General features: G+C 58.7%; 12 protein-coding genes. 7 read left to right on the top strand and 5 right to left on the bottom strand.

What is annotated here, in order from left to right; translation table 11 throughout:
* Positions 1–42 precede the first annotated feature (42 nt).
* Genes ACTLLP_RS07650 through dpdA form a run of 4 tightly spaced genes read right to left on the bottom strand, consistent with a single transcriptional unit; the run spans position 43 to position 5,171 of the window.
* Positions 43–684: a PD-(D/E)XK nuclease family protein gene (locus ACTLLP_RS07650; protein ID WP_441058562.1), complete on the bottom strand. Its 642-nt coding sequence runs from the start codon at positions 682–684 to the stop codon at positions 43–45.
* Positions 572–1,204 (bottom strand): hypothetical protein, encoded by a 633-nt coding sequence (locus ACTLLP_RS07645; RefSeq protein WP_441058560.1) that lies wholly within the window; start codon positions 1,202–1,204, stop codon positions 572–574. Before ACTLLP_RS07645 ends, ACTLLP_RS07650 begins: the two co-directional genes overlap by 113 nt.
* Positions 1,205–1,219: 15 nt before the next feature.
* Positions 1,220–3,478 (bottom strand): UvrD-helicase domain-containing protein, encoded by a 2,259-nt coding sequence (locus ACTLLP_RS07640; protein WP_441058558.1) that lies wholly within the window; start codon positions 3,476–3,478, stop codon positions 1,220–1,222.
* Positions 3,456–5,171 (bottom strand): tRNA-guanine transglycosylase DpdA, encoded by a 1,716-nt coding sequence (gene dpdA / locus ACTLLP_RS07635; RefSeq protein WP_441058556.1) that lies wholly within the window; start codon positions 5,169–5,171, stop codon positions 3,456–3,458. The genes ACTLLP_RS07640 and dpdA overlap by 23 nt, the downstream gene beginning before the upstream one ends.
* Positions 5,172–5,627: 456 nt before the next feature.
* Between dpdA and ACTLLP_RS07630 the strand changes: the two genes are divergently transcribed.
* Both ACTLLP_RS07630 and ACTLLP_RS07625 read left to right on the top strand, forming a co-directional pair.
* Positions 5,628–6,557 carry a hypothetical protein gene (locus ACTLLP_RS07630; RefSeq protein ID WP_441058554.1) on the top strand — a complete coding sequence of 310 codons (930 nt, stop codon included), beginning with the start codon at positions 5,628–5,630 and terminating at the stop codon, positions 6,555–6,557.
* Between the two features lie 153 nt (positions 6,558–6,710).
* Positions 6,711–7,862, top strand: coding sequence for an amino acid permease (locus ACTLLP_RS07625; RefSeq protein WP_441058552.1), 1,152 nt, complete (start codon positions 6,711–6,713; stop codon positions 7,860–7,862).
* 702 nt (positions 7,863–8,564) lie between these two features.
* Here ACTLLP_RS07625 and ACTLLP_RS07620 read toward each other — a convergent pair.
* On the bottom strand, positions 8,565–10,715 hold the full coding sequence (locus ACTLLP_RS07620) for a heavy metal translocating P-type ATPase (protein ID WP_441058550.1): 2,151 nt from the start codon (positions 10,713–10,715) through the stop codon (positions 8,565–8,567).
* Positions 10,716–10,839: 124 nt separating this feature from the next.
* On the opposite strand from ACTLLP_RS07620, the gene ACTLLP_RS07615 reads away from it, so the two are divergent.
* From ACTLLP_RS07615 to alr, 5 genes are read left to right on the top strand one after another with little or no spacing between them, the layout of a single operon-like run.
* Complete coding sequence (locus ACTLLP_RS07615) at positions 10,840–12,186, top strand: histidine kinase (RefSeq protein WP_441058548.1); 1,347 nt, start codon at positions 10,840–10,842, stop codon at positions 12,184–12,186.
* Positions 12,161–12,919: a LytR/AlgR family response regulator transcription factor gene (locus tag ACTLLP_RS07610; protein WP_441058546.1), complete on the top strand. Its 759-nt coding sequence runs from the start codon at positions 12,161–12,163 to the stop codon at positions 12,917–12,919. The genes ACTLLP_RS07615 and ACTLLP_RS07610 overlap by 26 nt, the downstream gene beginning before the upstream one ends.
* Before the next feature lie 2 nt (positions 12,920–12,921).
* Positions 12,922–13,299, top strand: coding sequence for a holo-ACP synthase (gene acpS / locus ACTLLP_RS07605; RefSeq protein WP_441058544.1), 378 nt, complete (start codon positions 12,922–12,924; stop codon positions 13,297–13,299).
* A 4-nt stretch (positions 13,300–13,303) separates the two neighbouring features.
* Complete coding sequence (locus ACTLLP_RS07600; RefSeq protein WP_441058542.1) at positions 13,304–14,896, top strand: NAD(P)H-hydrate dehydratase; 1,593 nt, start codon at positions 13,304–13,306, stop codon at positions 14,894–14,896.
* On the top strand, positions 14,874–15,983 hold the full coding sequence (gene alr, locus ACTLLP_RS07595; protein ID WP_441058540.1) for an alanine racemase: 1,110 nt from the start codon (positions 14,874–14,876) through the stop codon (positions 15,981–15,983). The genes ACTLLP_RS07600 and alr overlap by 23 nt, the downstream gene beginning before the upstream one ends.
* The last annotated feature ends 9 nt before the right edge of the window (positions 15,984–15,992 follow it).

The following is a 15,992-nucleotide window of genomic DNA, read 5'->3' as shown; positions in this document are numbered from 1 at the left end:
ACGTTTCAGCCCCTGGTCGGTGTGGGAGCGCGCGGAAAAGCTTTAAGGGACGGTGGGATGGTAAGCCCGGTCGGGTCTGGGGCAGAAGGTGTTGAAGTCGCAAACGTCACAAGTTTCTTTGCGCGGATTGGGCTGCCAGCACCTTTTTATGGGGTAACCGCTTTTTTCCTGGGAGACCGAACGCTCGATTTCTGCCACCACCCGGTCAAACTCCCGGAGGCTTTCCTCGATACTTTCTCCATCTACCGGTATCACTTTTATAGAGCGCCTCATTCTCAATTCTTGCGAGAGATCGGGGTTTTTTTTCCCTAGTCCGCCCAGCAACTTTTCCCGGTCTTCCCCCTCTGGCAGCACATCGGTATTTCCCTTCTCCACTTCCTCGCGGAGTCTTATCAGATCTTCTCCGGAAGGGACCAGTTCGTTCAGGTAGAAAATGATCCCTGCTTTAACTGGCCTGCTTCCCGCCTGCCGGGATCTGAGCCAGGCGTAGGTAAGAATCTGCCAGCGATGGTACTTCCATTGTAATTCATCCACACCGGGTCGGCGCATCCCTTTATAGTCGATAATAACTTCAAACTCCTCCCCAGCCTCTCCTATCGCGGCGGCGAGAAAGCGCAGGATTGAATTGCTTTCTCCGGCTCCCCGCAAAGTAGCGGAGGCGATGACGTCGGCAATGCCCGTCACGCCGTAGTAGTCGGAGCGCTTTTCCCCGGCGAGCGAGGGGGGGCATGGGGCGGGTACCCCGGAGGCGCACCTCGGCCTCGGTTATAAGGGGAAAGAGGTGCGGTCCCCAGATGTTAATGGCCGCTTCGGTGCGCTGGCTGGCCAGAAGTTTATGTGGGTGCTTCGGGTCCGGGCACAAGCCCCGATCCTTGTACCCAGCGGGGTAGGGACAGAAGAGCTGGGGCGGAGGGTTGAGACCGCGCACGGCCAGCCGCTTATGTATTTCCAGTTCTATGGGCCGTATTTTTTCCTCCCAGGGCCAGGGAAAAGGATGTTCTTCTGGATTCTGCCTCCAAATACGAAATGATTCTTCCATTACTGAGTGCAGAAATTCGCCGAACCACAATTGCACGGGGCGCGAGGGCGGGAGGGCGGCGCGGTTGTAGTAGCGGTACTGGAGCCCGCAGGTCAGGTAGGCCAGCAAATCACCGGTGAGGCTGTATTCGGGAATTATGTAAGGTTCGGAGCGCCGGGAAAACATGGCTTTCTCTCCTCCTTAAATTTCTTTCAAGTGGGGAATACCCGTTCGCCAGGGCCAGTGGTTATCTCGGTGCCACCCCAGGGCCACATGCGGTATCTTCCCTTTCTTCACTCCTTCCCGTCCCACCAGCACCAGCAAATCCCGCGCTCGGCTGTAAGCCACGAAAAACTTGCGCCGGAGGTCGTCAAAAGCCCGGTCGCGGGCCGGTCGAGCGGGCCTCCCCAGGAGAGGGGAGTGCTCCCGCAGCCGGTCTTCCAGAATATGCTCCTGGGAGCCCACCAGGGGAAAGCGGCGAAAAGCCTGTGCTTTATGGTTTATGCGGAAATCGGAACCCACGTCCACTATGACTACGGGGAACTCCAGTCCCTTGGCCTGGTGAATGGACATGATGTTAACCCGATCGGAAGGGAGGGTTTCCAAGAGCTCTTCTTCTATGCGTACGATGTTCAGGGCCACCGGGGCCAGGATCTCCGCCAGAATTTCGGCCACCGAGCGTCGGCTCCTTTCTCCTTCAAGGCTGCCGGGCTCAAAAATGATATTCCCCTGGAAAGAGCTTATGAGGGCGCTTTGACTGACGGTGCGGGCTATGGCCTCCAGGTAAACCAGGCCCTCCACATCGTCCTGCATTTCCGGTATCCAGGTGATCAGCTTGTAGATGAGCTCCGTTAAGGGAACTGTGACCGAAGGGCTTTCCAGTCGTCGGGAGGGAGTTCTTTTCTGCCAGCTCCGCACGAAGGCGCAGAGCTCCGGAGGCGCGCCCCGGTCCAGTTTGTTCCTGGCTTCTGCCCGCCACCGGTCGAAAATGTCCTCCGCTTCCTGCAGAAAGAGGCTGCTCTGCACCTGGCTACCCGGGTCCAAGCATTCTAATAAGAAGCCGCAGAGTAGTTGCACGCAGGGAATGTCCCGCAGCGGCTGCCCGCGGGGGTTAAATACCTTAATTCCCTTTTCTTCCAGAAGGCGGCGCAAGAGCAGAGGGAGCCGGGGGCTACCGTCGTATTTGAACTCTTTGGGGGTGTCGCAGAGGAGGACGATATCTCCCGGTGTGGCCCGGGGGAGAGAGATTCCTTGCGCGCGAAAACCTTCTCGGATGAGGCGGGCAATGAATTCGGCCAGATCATACGCGAGCTCTTCCGGACTGGGGCGAAAAAGGCCCAGAACGGGATAGTCGGTGCCGTCGGGCCGGGCGGCCTGAACGGGGGGTTTGCCCGGCATTCTAACTTCCTGGTAACGGGGTTCCATGGTGATGTAGTGGTTGACCAGATCCACTATTATCCGGCTGGAGCGGTAATTGCGGCAAAGGTAAGCGGTGCAAGCGTCGATTCCCAGGTCTTCTTTCAGCCTTCTTCCCAGGCGTCCAAAGAGCTCCACTGTGGCTCCCCGGAAGCGAAAGAGGGCCTGATCGTCATCTCCCACCACGGTAAGTCCCCCTAGTTTTTCCCGGCAGGCCCGGGCCAGGTGTAGATAGATCTCTTCCTGAAGGAAGTTGGTGTCCTGGTACTCGTCCACCAAAAGGCAGCGAAGCCGGTCAAGAAAGGGGGTGAGGGTGCCCTCGGTGAGTTTGGCGAGGAATTCTTCTTCTAGGGCCGCGTAATCGCAGAGAAACTTGCTCTCCAGAAGTTGCCTGTAATCCTCCAGCACCTGGCACACAAGAGTGATTCCGGAATAGGAGGCATGCCGGAGCAAGGAAAAATCCACTCGGTCGTGGGCAATTCTTTCCCTAATCTCCCGTAAGATTTCGGCTTTTTTCTTGGGGTCGGAGAGGTGTTTGGGGTTGCTGTCGGTTAGAAGGGCCAGGCACTCGGCGAGCGAAGGGTCGCGGTGAAGTCGGTTTTTTAGCAGCGCTTTGAGGAGCAGGCGCTCGCTCACAAACTCCTCCACCACCGTAGGGGGTGGCTCTCCCGGAAGGCGGTGATCCCCCAAAACTTCCTGCGCGATGCTGTCCAGAGTTCCGATTATCATCTGGTTGAGGTCGAGATGCCGGTCTGGAGGCAGCGTGCAGTAGAGCTTAATTCCCCACTCCAAAACGCGGGAACGGAGCTCGCTGGCAGCCTTGCGGGTGAAGGTGGTGGCCATAATCCCGGCGGGGTTCACCCCGTCCACCAGTATGAGCTTCAACAAGCGCAGAGCCAGAGCCGTGGTTTTCCCGCTCCCCGGCCCGGCTGCCACCCAGAGAAAAGAGCCGGCCGGTTGCCGGACCACTTCTTCCTGCTCCTCGTTCAGGGAGAGGCCGAGCTCTCGCTCGACGGCGGCGCTAAAGCTTTCCCAGTCGATCACTTTCCCCCCTCCCTGATCCAATCACCTTCCGGTAGAGCATCCAGGTGTTGTGCGCCCCCCGGCGCTTGTTGCGGTTGGTGCCCCTAAAGATCACCGCGTGGATGCCCAACTCCCGGCAGACCGGACAGGGGCATTCTTCCCAGGGCCTTTCCTCCAGGGTGCGCCGGTACTTCGCGGCGTAGTTCTTACCCTTCTTGTCCGCCCGGTCTACCATCTCGTCGTAAGCTAAAACCTTTTCCAGAGTCTCTTCCAGCTCCAGCTTCCCTTCCCCGTAGAGAATGAGCGCGGACAGCGCCTCTTTTTCCCTTGCCGCCGCTTCTTCCAAAGAGAAGTGACGCTTCACCTTCTTGTAATTGCGCGGGTCGGAAAGCACCGGCACCCGGACGGCAGCGTACCACTCGCCGTTTACTCCTAGGTAGTTCTGGTCGCTCCTGAGCCAAGCCTTGCGAAAGTAGCTGGCGTTGTCGAAACTCTGGACGCCGAGTTCCTGGAAGCAAGGCAAGAGCTCGGGCCGGGAGACGCCGAAAAGGTGCAGCCATATATCTTTGCGTCCGAGGGCTTGCCGTGCCTTCGCCAGTTCCTGGGCGATAGAAACAATTTCTGAGTTGGGGCGGAAGGCCAAGCCCCCGATGGCCAGGTGACGGTAACCCATTTCCACGTAGTCGAAAAGCTGCCGCGCGTAAGAAGCGGGGGCAGTTCCCTGGATCACGCCCACGGGGGTGAAGCTGCATTTCAGCTGCCGGTGATATTCCAGGAAGAGGCGGGCGTTTTCCCGCGTGATCTCCATCCGCCGCACTTTCTCCTCTTCGGGCAGGAAGGGAGCGGGTATGTGGTCCACACTGGCCCCCAGATCCACGCCGTAGATCTCGTAAAGAACTGCGGCCTGGGCCGGGTGCAAAGGGGGTTTTTCTTTTTCCAGGTAGCTAAAGGCCCCGCAGTCGCCGAAGAGGAACCGCCCAGCTCCTAAGCCGTAGTGGGCGCGGAGGGGAGCGGGAGCCAGCGACCGGGTATCCGTGGGGTTAAAAAGGCGAAACACTCCCTTTCCCTTCATCCCGTGGGCCAGGCTCACCAGGATGCCGTCGCAAATGGGGAAGCCACGCTCGTTCATGAAGCGGGCTACATGGACATCTCGGCGCTTTTCAGAAAAGCCGTCCTCCTGGAAGTCAAAGTGAGGGTCTAAAAGGTCGTCCCAGTCGGGCAGAAAGTACAGCGGGCGGTCTCGGGGTTCGGGTTCTTCCCTTCTCTTCGTACCGTTGGTGTAGCTCCGCAAGAAGGAGGAAAGGAAATTTAGCTTCTGGCCGATGAAGCCCGGAGAAACGACCAGATCCCCGGCTGGGCAGTCCCAACTCTGGAGCAAATCGGCGTAATCCTTGCCCCCCACGAAGACCAGGCGGCGGAAACGCTCCGATCTAAGCCACTTTTCCATGGTTGCGCGAACGTTTCCCTTGAGCTCTTCCGCCCGTTCCGGAGTCATGCGCCGGTCGTAAAACTCTATGGGGGTAAGAGCTCCTATGAGGCCGAACTCAGCGGACAAGACTGCTATCTTCACCCCGGAGGGCCACCCGTGCTCGCGCAGATGAGCCCGCAGGACCCGGTAAAAGGGGCCGTCGTAGCGAAAGAGGGCGGGCAGCTTTTCTTGGTTCGAGAGCTTTTTCTCCGAGCAGGAAAGTATCAGCAGGGTGTCATCCTGCAATTTTACCCCTCCGGCACTTGATCTTTGGTTTCACCTAGTCCGGCTGCGGAGTGGCCCGCCACGGCCGTCATTCGGCCATTCCATATGTGCTGCCAAATCGTTGCCAGCCACATATTTCGCTTTCAGATGCGCTTTTTCCTGCCAGATGGAGAAAGCGAGTTCCTAAGCCGTGCTAGCGGGTTGCTTAGCAAAGCCCATCAGGGATTGCTGCCTGCCAATTCTCGACGCGCGCGCTGATCTTTCGGTGGGTGAGATCCCGGAACCCAATGTGTTAAGATTAATTGATAAAGGGGCGAGAGACTTACTAGGAGGGAACTTCATGGGTTTTCTGAGGCTTGCGCGGAAATCGATCCGCGTCCGGAGTTTACGGGCCATTTCTTTCGGCCGGTAAAGGCTGGTTTGATCATTCTAACGGTCTAACGGTGCAGCGATCAGGGAGGAGGTTTGGGTCTGCTAATGAACGATAGAGGGATTGCAGTCCGGATTAGTGTAGCCCTGGAATCTGAGACTCTGGAGGCTCTCAAGCGAATTGCTGTAGCGCTGGAACAGATTGCTGCGGGGCTGGCCAATCACCAAACAACTGTGGCGGAGAAGCCTAACCACTCTTTCCGGCCGGAGCAGCCCCATCACGCGCCCATAGAAAATTTTTTGCGCCGTCACGGTATCCAGATCAGAACTATTGGCGTGGAGGGGCCTGGCGAGGACAGCGTAAAGGCGATCGATGATATCGCCAGGCTGATGGGAGAGCGATATCCTTACGTGAAGGAGTTCCTAGAGCGTCTCAAATCTACTTTGAACACGGGTCACTCTTTGGAAATGTGCTTGCGCGACAAAGGGCAACAAGTAATAAATAACACCTGCCAATTGTGCAACCAGCTGTACAAGATAGCTTTTCTGAGTGAGTATAAATATCTAAAGTCTCCCAAATGCATTCTACGCGCTGCTGCTAACCGGCAGCCGGAGGCAATCAATTTTTTCACCGGTAAGTGGCTGGAGCATTATATACGTCTCAAACTTAATGAATTGGTCCCCCGGTTTGCTCCGGGCCTTCCCTGGGGGTATTACGGAAGCCTCCAAGTGATCCTTCCGGATGGTGACGATTTCGAGATGGATTATTTGGTAGCCGTAGGGGAAGAAGTTTTGTGGATCGAAGGAAAGACGGGCAAATTTCAAAACCACATCGATAAATACGACCAGCTCTCTCGCCGCTTGAAGTTGCTCCCCGAGCAGATGCTTCTGGTGCTGACCGAGATCGACTCCCAACATGCGGGGGCTCTCACCCGGCTGTACAGTAACATTAAGGTGGTTGCACTAGACGACCTTGAGGAAGTCTTGCGGCAGGCGCTGCTCCATTTAGCTCCCTGCTCCCCTGCCCAAGCTTTTTAACCCGGCTTGCCCTCCTCCTCCCTCAGTCTTGAAGGCGGCCAAGGCTTGCTGCAGGCGTTCAACTGTTCCATCTTGTCCTTTCTTTGATGCATCTTTATAATGGTGGCAAATTGCCCTTTACAGAATTTTACGTTGGCCGGGAGGAAATCACGGGTGGGCTTAAAATTCGTCCTCCTTCTCACCGGTTTACTCATTTTTGTGGCCACGATGATCTCGCTTGCTGCTCGCAAAGGGGTGACTTATCAGAAAGCGGGCCGGACTTACGTGGGGTTTGTTGGCATCTCGGCCATAGCCATGATGGATCTTTTGGCCTCGGTTTTTTACGGTCCGGGCGAGGCTTTTCGCTACGTGGGCTACGAGGCCATGTTCTTCCTGATCCTCACTTCGGTTTTGATTGCCCTCTACGCCTTTAGCATGACCGAAATTGCTGAAATCCTGGAGGGATTAGGGCAAAAAGGTGGTGGAGTTTACACCATCACTTACCTGGTTTTCGGCCGGATACTTTCGCTGGTCGCGGTAGCTTCCATTCTGGTGGACTACGTCAATATGGCAGCGCTTTCTTCCATCAGCGCGGTGGAGAACTTTTCCGCGGTTGTTCCCTTGCTCCCGGAACTCAAAATTCCCCTGGAGCTCGGCATCGTCTGGTTCCTGGCGTTGCTGAACATCATCGGCATCAGGGCCAACGTGTGGACCACCTTCGGTGTGTTCATGTTCCTGGGCAGCGTGTTGATAGGGGGCGTAGCGCTGGGCCTGGGTAGTTTTACGCCGGCGGCCTGGGAGAAGTTTCGCCTCGGGCTTTGCGAACCGGTGCATAAGCTTGCGGCTTCGCACCTGGGGTCGGCTTTTTATTACGCGGTGGTGGGGGTGGGGTCCACTATCTTGGCTTATTCCGGTATAGAGACGGTGTTGCAAACCCAAAAACTGGTGGAGAGTTGGCGGGAGATACGCAAGGCCTATGCTTTCCTGGTGGGGCTCAATGGCTTGCTCATACCAGCAGTGGGCATTTTGGCCTTGGCCCTAGTGCGCGACCCGGCCCGGCACGTGGAGGGGCTGGTGGCTACCTACGCTCTGGAAGTGGGCGGCGAGTGGCTGGGCCTTTTGATGGTGTTAGCGGCGGCTTTGGCTTTGGCCTTCGCTATGAACACCGCCTTTGTGGGGGGGCACGGAGCTCTTGACGGTGATTGCCGAGCGCTACGGGCTGAGCTTTCTTTTGCGCACCAACCGGGCCGGGGTACATTACGTTATTATCCTTTTTTTGGCCACCACTTTCACCGTGCTCATCCTGATTACCAGCGGTTCGGCTAACCTGGTGGCCGATATGTTTGCTATCGGTTTGCTGGCCAGTTTCGTTTTAAATCTGTTGGCCCTGATCACCTATAGGGTGACCGAGGGGTTTTCCCGCATCAAGGCCTATCGCACCAGCGTTTTTAAAAACCTTTTTCTGGTGCTGGTCTTCAGCGCCGCGCTTTTGTACGTGGCGGCTCATAAGGTGCACGGTACGCTGCTCTGGGCCGGGGCTTCCTGCTTTATGATTGGCTTGGGTCTGCTGGCAGCCCGCTTTCTCCGCGATCCCGAGTTTCGCTCCGAAGCTCATTTCAACACCCTGCAAGAGGTGCTGGCCTACGTGGAGCAGCTTTCTTCCCCAACCCTCCATATCCGCTTCGCCCGCCCGCGGGAGGGAATTGGGCAACGCGACGGAACAATTTATATCACTTTATCGCTGCAGCGTCTTCGCCCTCCCCGGCGCCGGGGTCCGGCTCACTTCGTGCTGCCTTATTCGCGCATGTGGGGGGTGGTGACAGAGATGGAAGCGGTTTTGCAAGCGCTGCGGGATAAGTTCCCGGACAAGCGCTTGGTAGTCCACCTGGGTTGGCCGCTTTCTTCTTGGCTGGAGCGAATCGCTATAGGGTTTATGGTGCACCGCTTTCTGGCTTTGCCCAAGCGTTTCCCCGATATGGAGTTTCATATCGATTACGCTCCTCCCGCCCGGCTAAAAGGATAGAAGTTCTACAGCCGGAGCCGGTACAGGAGCAGGGAGCTCGATACCACCGAAACCGAGCTTATCCCCATGAGGGTGGCAGCCGCTAAAGGCGAGAGGTAACCCGAAGCGGCGGCCGGGAGCGCCAAAGCGTTGTAGATCAAGGCCCAGAAAAGATTCTGCTTGATCTTGCGCGTCACGGCTTTCCCCAAGGTTAGCGCTCTCTCCACTCCCCGCAGGTTGGCTTGAAAAAGCATGACTCCCGCCACTCCGGCGGCCACATCGGTGCCCGTGTCCACTGCCAGACCGAGGTCGGCGGCGGCCAGAGCGGGGGCGTCGTTGATTCCGTCTCCCACCATGGCCACGCGTCGCCCCTTTCGCTGCAACTCCTCGACGATTTTGACCTTGTCTTCCGGTCGCAGGCCGGCGTGCCAGGTGTTTATGCCGGCCTGAGCGGCTATGCGACGGACAGCGTCCGGATGGTCACCGGAGGCCAGGACAGTTTGAATGCCCCTTCGGCGCAGTTCTTCCACCGTTTGCCTGGCTTCTGGGCGGGCAACGTCTTCCACGCCAAGCACCCCAGCCGGTTGTCGGTCCACGGCGATGAAGACCAAGGTGGCTCCCCGGGAAGCAATTGCTGGCGCCAGCTCGGTCAATGGACCGGTGTCGATGCCTTTCTCGCGCAGCAGCTCCTCTTTGCCTAGCAAGAGCTCTCTTCCTTCCACCCGAGCTTCTAATCCCAGGCCGGGTAAGGCTTGTACCTGCGCTTCCGGGTAAGGGCTGGAGCGCGGAGCCAGATGAGCCAGAGCCTTGCCTATAGGGTGCTCGGAGAAGCTTTCGGCAGCGGCGATCAGGGGCTGAAGCTCCTCCAAGTCGAAGTCGGGGAGTAAACGGATTTCCGTTACCCGCAACTCTCCATAGGTCAAGGTGCCGGTCTTGTCGAACACCACGGTATCGATTTGCGCGGCTTTTTCCAGATACTCTCCTCCGCGAAACAGCACTCCTACCCGGGCCCCTTTCCCCAAGCCCACCATCACGGCGGTGGGGGTAGCCAATCCCAGGGCGCAGGGGCAGGCTGCCACCAGCACGGCAATCATCTGCTGCACGCCCCGCTGCCAATTACCCCCCAATAGTCCCCAGCCGAGCAAAGTAAAGAAGGCTATGGTCAGCACCGCGGGCACAAAGCGCCCCACGATCAGGTCAGCTAGACGCTGGGCCGGGGCTTTACGCTCTTGCGCCTCGCTTACCAGCTGGATGATGCGTTCCAGCGTGGTTTGGTGGCCTACCCTGGTGGCGCGCAGGTATAACGCTCCTTGCTGGTTGATAGTGCCAGCGGCAACGGAGTCACCCGGCTGCTTCTCCACCGGCGAGCTTTCCCCGGTGAGCAGCGACTCGTCCACGGTGGAGCTTCCCTGGGTAATTACTCCGTCCACTGGAATTCGCTCTCCGGGGCGCACCAGCAGGAGCTCGCCCACCTGCACGGTTTCTACGGGAACCTCTTCTAGCTCGCCCTTCCGCAGCACCCGAGCTCGCTCCGGCTTGAGAGAAAAAAGCTCTTGCAGGGCTAGTCCAGTGCGGCGCTGGGCTCTCTCTTCCAGATAGCGCCCTAGCAGGATGACGGTAATAATTAGCCCTGCCGGTTCGTGGTAGGAAGGGAGGGCGCTAGAGTACGAGAAGAGCTGGGTTAAATAAGCGGCGCTGGTCCCTATGGCCACCAGGGTGTCCATGGTGGCGGTTCGGTTTTTGAGGGCGTGCCAGGCTCCTTGGTAAAAGATCATTCCAGGGCCGAATTGGATGGCAGTGGCCAAAAGCAAAGGTAGCGAGCAGCCGCTGAGCGGAGCTGGAAGGGTCCAGTTAAGCCAGAGAGCCAGGTTCCGGTAGATCAGAGGTAGAGTGAGGACTAGAGCCGCGGTGAAGGGCAAGAGCAGGCGGGAAGAGCGTTTTTCCTTGGCAGCGCCTTCCCTTCCCGGCTCTACGGCTTCCACGTCGAAGCCGGAGCTGCGGATGAACTCGGTCACCTGCTCCAAAGTGGCCGGCTGGTGCAATTGGAGGCGAAGTCGACCGGAGACCGGGTTTACCGCAGCTTCTTCTACTCCCGGTAAGGCGCGGAGCTTCCGCTCCAAATTGGCGGCGCAAGCGGCGCAGCGGAGATTTTTCACTCTCAGCAGGTGCTCGGTCAACGGACTTCCTCCACCGTTCGCGGTTGGTTTAACTCAATTATAATACTTCCTCCGAGGCAACTTTTTTCCCTTTAACCTTTATGCTACAATAAATTTCAATCCCGCTGAATAGCAGGTGTTGCTTATGCAGGTGCCGGTGGAAAGAAACCGAGGGGTCTGGTGGCTAGAACTCTTGGTGGCGGAGTTCTTATTGCTGGTGGCAGCCACATTGGTATGGCCCCAGTTCTGGCGAGCGGCACTTTTCCTAGCCTTGGGCAACGGGGTTGTTTGTTTGGCCCTGCGCAGGCGGGGCACGAAGGCGCGCTCGCCAGCGCAGCGAGTGCTGGACCAGCAGGCGCTCGATCCCACTTTCAAGATTGCCAATGAAACTCTGCCTTATCTGCGCCGCGGTCTTAACCAGGAAACGGCTACCAAGATTGCGGAAATTATTCAACGAATAGGGGATGTGCCGGCGGTGGCCATCACCGATCGGGAGCATATCCTGGCCTTTCTGGGCCCGGGATGCGACCGGCATCCTCCCGGTGGCGGGATCGTCACCCACGCTACCAAGCGGGTGATCGAAACCGGGGAAATCAAGGTGGTAGAGCGCAAAGCCGATTTCGAGTGCCCGGTAAAGGATTGCATCTGCCCTCTGGGGGCAGCGGTTATCGTTCCCCTCAAGTGTCGGGGGGAGGTGGTGGGTACGGTGAAGCTCTACCGGACCGAGGAAGGCAATCTACCTCGGGCTTTGGTTAATCTGGCGGTGGGGATCGCCCAAATTCTGGGCATACAGATGGAGCTGGCCGAACTAGACCGCCAGGCTCAGCTGGTCACCCGAGCTCAGCTTGATGCTTTGCGGGCGCAGATCAATCCTCATTTTCTCTTTAACACTCTGAACACGATCATTATGTTCAGTCGGACTAATCCCGATCGGGCCAGGCGCTTGCTTATAAGGCTGGCTTCCTTTTTCCGCCATGCGCTGAAGTCCACCGGTCATTTCTCCTCGTTGCGTGAGGAAATGGAGTGCGTCAATACCTATCTGGTGCTGGAGAAAGCCCGTTTTGGTCAGAAGCTGCGCTTCGTCCGGAGCATCGACAAGAGTCTTTACGATTACTTGATCCCTGTGCTCACCCTCCAGCCTTTGGTAGAGAACGCTATTAAACACGGGATTACGCCCAAGATGGGGCCGGGGACAGTGCGGATTGTGGTCAGGAGGCAGGGAGAAGAGATGCGGGTGGAGGTGGCCGATGATGGTGTGGGCATTCCCGCCGAGCTTTTGTCCCGGATTCTGACGCCTGGCTCGGATTCAGGCAGCGGTGTGGGCCTTTACAATGTCCACGAGCGGCTGCGGGGGCTTTTCGGTAAAGATTACGGGCTGGAGATTAGGAGCGAGGTGGGCAAAGGCACGATGGTGCGGTTCCGCCTGCCTCTTTTGCCAGAAATCAAGGAAGAGGAGGGAAGCGAGGTTGAAGCTCAGGGCTTTGATCGTTGATGATGAGTATCCGGCGCGTCAAGAACTCCGGTACGCCCTGTCGCGCATCGACGATGTGGAAGTGGTGGGGGAAGCGACTAACGCCCAGGAGGCGCTTATGCTCATAAAGGCTCTGGACTATTCGGTGCTCTTTCTGGACATTGCTATGCCTGGCATGAATGGGCTGGAACTAGGTTCCGTAATTCAGGAGTTGCCACGTCCCCCCTATGTGATCTACGTCACCGCTTACGATGAGTACGCCGTTAAGGCTTTCGATGTCAGCGCTGTGGATTACATCCTCAAACCTATCGACGAGAAGAGGTTACGCCGGGCGGTGGCCAAGGTTTTGCGGCTTATGCAGGGTAGTAACGGGGAAGTGGCGGCCACGGCCGAGCCCCGTGCGGAGCAATCAGTGGCTCGCATCGACCGCATCCCGGCGGAGAAAAACGGCAAGACGGTGCTGGTGGCGGAGGGGGATATTGTTTTCGCTTTCACCGAGGGGGACGCAGTGTATCTCAAAACCTACGCCGATAAGCTGTTGACCCGCTTTACCCTGAAAGAGCTGGAAGCTCGTCTCAACGCCAACCTTTTCTTTCGAACCCATCGCTGTTTTATTGTCAATCTGCACAAGGTGAAGGAGATTATCCCCTACTTCAACGGTACCTATTCTCTGGTGGTGGACGATAAGGAGAAAAGCGAGGTTCCCCTTTCCCGAGCTCAGGCTAAGAAACTCCGCCGTATTCTAGGCTTTTAACGATGATACTGGGCGTGGGAACGGATATAGTGGCGGTGGCGCGGGTAGAAGAGGCGCTGGGCCGCTGGGGTGAGCGTTTTTTGCAGCGCGTTTTCACTCCGGCGGAGCTGGCCTTGGGGAAAAAGCGCGGCGAGGCTTTGCTCTTCTGGTGCGGGCGCTTTGCGGCCAAGGAGGCGGTGCTCAAAGCCCTGGGCACCGGGCGGCAAGGGGTAAGCTGGCGCGAAGTGGAGATCCTGGCCGATGCTCAGGGCCGGCCGGTGGTTGAGGTTCACGGGCGCGCCCGGCTGCGGGCGGAGGAGCTCGGGGTGGATCGCTTCTGGTTGAGTATAGCGCATGAGCGCGAATACGCCGTGGCGCTGGCCTGCGTGGAAGGGGGGTAAGAGCTTGCGCCTGGTTACCGCAGCTGAGATGCGGGAGATAGATCGGCGAGCCATAGAAGAATACGGTATTCCCGGCGTGGTGCTGATGGAAAACGCCGGCCGTTGGGTGGCTCAGCAGGTGGCCTCCCGCTGGGGAGGGGCGTCGAGAAAAAAAGTGGTGGTGTTGTGCGGCCGGGGGAACAACGGGGGCGATGGGTTGGTGGCAGCTCGGCACCTCTGGCAGCAAGGAGCTCAGGTCAAGGTCTTCCTGGCCTCCGAGCCCGATAAGCTGCAGGGGGAGGCCGGGGTCAACGCTACCATCTGGACCCGTCTAGGCCAGGAGTTTTATCCTTTGCTGACCCCCAGCGGGTTACAGGCTTTCAAGCTGGCCCTCTTCCAGGCTGGGGTGGTGATAGATGCTCTCTATGGCACTGGATTCCGGGGTCAGCTGCCTCCCGAGCTCCGTACGGTGGTGGAGGTGCTGAACTCTTCCGGCTGCCCGGTGGTGGCGGTAGACATTCCTTCCGGGGTAGAGGCCGATACGGGGCGGGTGGAGGAGACGGCGGTGAAAGCGCAGCTGACCGTGACTTTCGGCCTTCCCAAGTTGGGCCTGGTGCTGGAGCCCGGTGCCAGCTATACGGGGGAGCTCCTGGTGGCCGACATCAGCCTGCCCCGTCCCTTGCTGGCTGCCAAGGGTCCGGGGCGTCTTTATCTTCTTCCCTCGCTGGTGGCCTCCTGGTTGCCGCGCCGTTCGCCAGTGGCGCATAAAGGAGATTTCGGTCATGTGCTGGTGGTGGCGGGTAGCCGGGGGATGATAGGGGCTGCCTCGCTCACCGCCGCCGCTGCTCTGCGCTCTGGAGCGGGGCTCGTCACCTTGGCCGTCCCCCGCAGTTGCCAGGAAGTGGTAGCTACCAAGCTAACCGAAGCCATGACTCTGGGGTTGCCGGAAACGAAGGAGGGGCAGCTTTCGGCAGGAGCCTGGGAGGCGCTGCAACCCTGGCTGAGCCGCTTTACCGTTTGCGCCCTGGGGCCGGGTTTGGGCCGGCACCCCGAGACGGTTGGGCTGGTACGTCGAATAGTAGCGGAACTCCAATTGCCATTGGTGTTGGACGCCGACGGCATCAACGCCTTCGCTGGCGAGGCGCACCTGCTGGCGCGACGATCGGCACCTTTAATTCTCACACCCCATCCGGGGGAAATGGCCCGTCTTTTGGGAACTGAGGCGGGAGGATTAGCTTTTCGGCGTGTGGAGGTAGCGGAGAAGGCTGCGAAAGACTGGGGGGCAGTGGTGGTGCTCAAAGGGGCGCGGACGGTGGTGGCTGCTCCCGGGGGAGATACGGGGATCAATAGCACGGGAAATCCGGGGATGGCCACGGGCGGAACGGGCGATGTGCTGACTGGGGTGATCGCTGCTTTGTGGGCGCAGGGGATGGAACCCTTTAGGGCAGCGGCGGCGGGCGTTTTCCTCCACGGTCTGGCTGGGGACTTGGCGGCTGAGAATAAGGGCGGGGTGGGAACGGTGGCTGGCGATTTGGTGGAGAACCTACCCCGGGCCTGGCAGCATACTATTGCGTCAGAGGAGGCGTCAAAAGCACATGGATTGTCCCGTCTGGGCTGAGGTGAGCCGGGAAGCCCTGCGGCATAACTTGCGGGTGGTGAGGGAGTTAGTAGGGCCAGCGGTCAAGGTAATGGGAATAGTCAAAGCCAACGCGTATGGCCACGGGCTGGTGCCGGTGGCCAGAATTTTGACCGCGGCGGGGGTGGACTGGCTAGGCGTGGCTCGGGGGCAAGAGGCGCTGGAGCTCCGGCGCGAGGGAGTGGACCACCCTATTTTGGTTTTGGGGTACGTGCATCCGGCTGAGTGCGCGGCGCTTCTGGCCGAGGATGTGACCCTCACCGCCTACAGCGAGGAACTCCTCCAGGAATGGGCCGGAGTGGCTCAACGCGAAAGGAAAAAGTTAAAGGTGCACTTTAAGATCGACACCGGCATGGGGCGCTTGGGCTTCCCGGTAACAAAGGCGGGAGAGAAGGCCCTTTTCCAGCTGGCGGCTTTACCTCGGGTGGAAGCCGAAGGTATATACACTCATCTGGCCTGCGCCGATCTTCCTGACCGGGAACCCACCTGCTGGCAGCTGGAAAAGTTTATAATGCTAATAGAGGCGCTGGGCAAAGGGGGGATGGAATTCCCTCTTCTCCACGCGGCCAACAGCGCCGCCCTGATCCGTTTCCCCGAGGCGCGGTGGTCTCTGGTGCGGCCCGGGATCATGCTGTATGGTTTGGAGCCCTTTCCTGCGGCCCCGGTGAAGCTTTGCCCGGCCATGACCCTCAAAGCTCGGGTGGTGCAAGTTAAACGGGTTCCGGCCGCTTTCCCGGTGAGTTACGGCTGGACCTACCGCACTTCCCGGCCTTCTCTGCTGCTAACGGTGGCGGCGGGGTACGGCGACGGCTATAGCCGCCTGCTGAGCAATAAGGGTGAGGTTTTGCTGCGCGGGCGGCGTCTACCTGTGGTGGGTAGGGTATGTATGGATCAGCTGATCGTGGACGCCACCGAACTAGGGGAAGCGGCTCCGGGTGAAGAAGTGGTGCTCTTTGGTGGGCAGGGCGAGCACCGGATGCCGGTGGAAGAGCTGGCGGCCAAAATTGGCACCGTTAATTACGAGGTAGTGTGCGCCGTCAGCGCGCGGGTGCCCCGGATTTATCTATAAGCACTTTGA

It is taken from the genome of Desulfothermobacter acidiphilus (assembly GCF_052073645.1).
In the GTDB taxonomy this organism is placed as follows: domain Bacteria; phylum Bacillota; class Desulfotomaculia; order Desulfotomaculales; family Ammonificaceae; genus Desulfothermobacter; species Desulfothermobacter acidiphilus.
The sequence above is the reverse complement of the archived record's forward strand: the minus strand, read 5'-3'. Positions and strand labels throughout refer to the sequence as shown.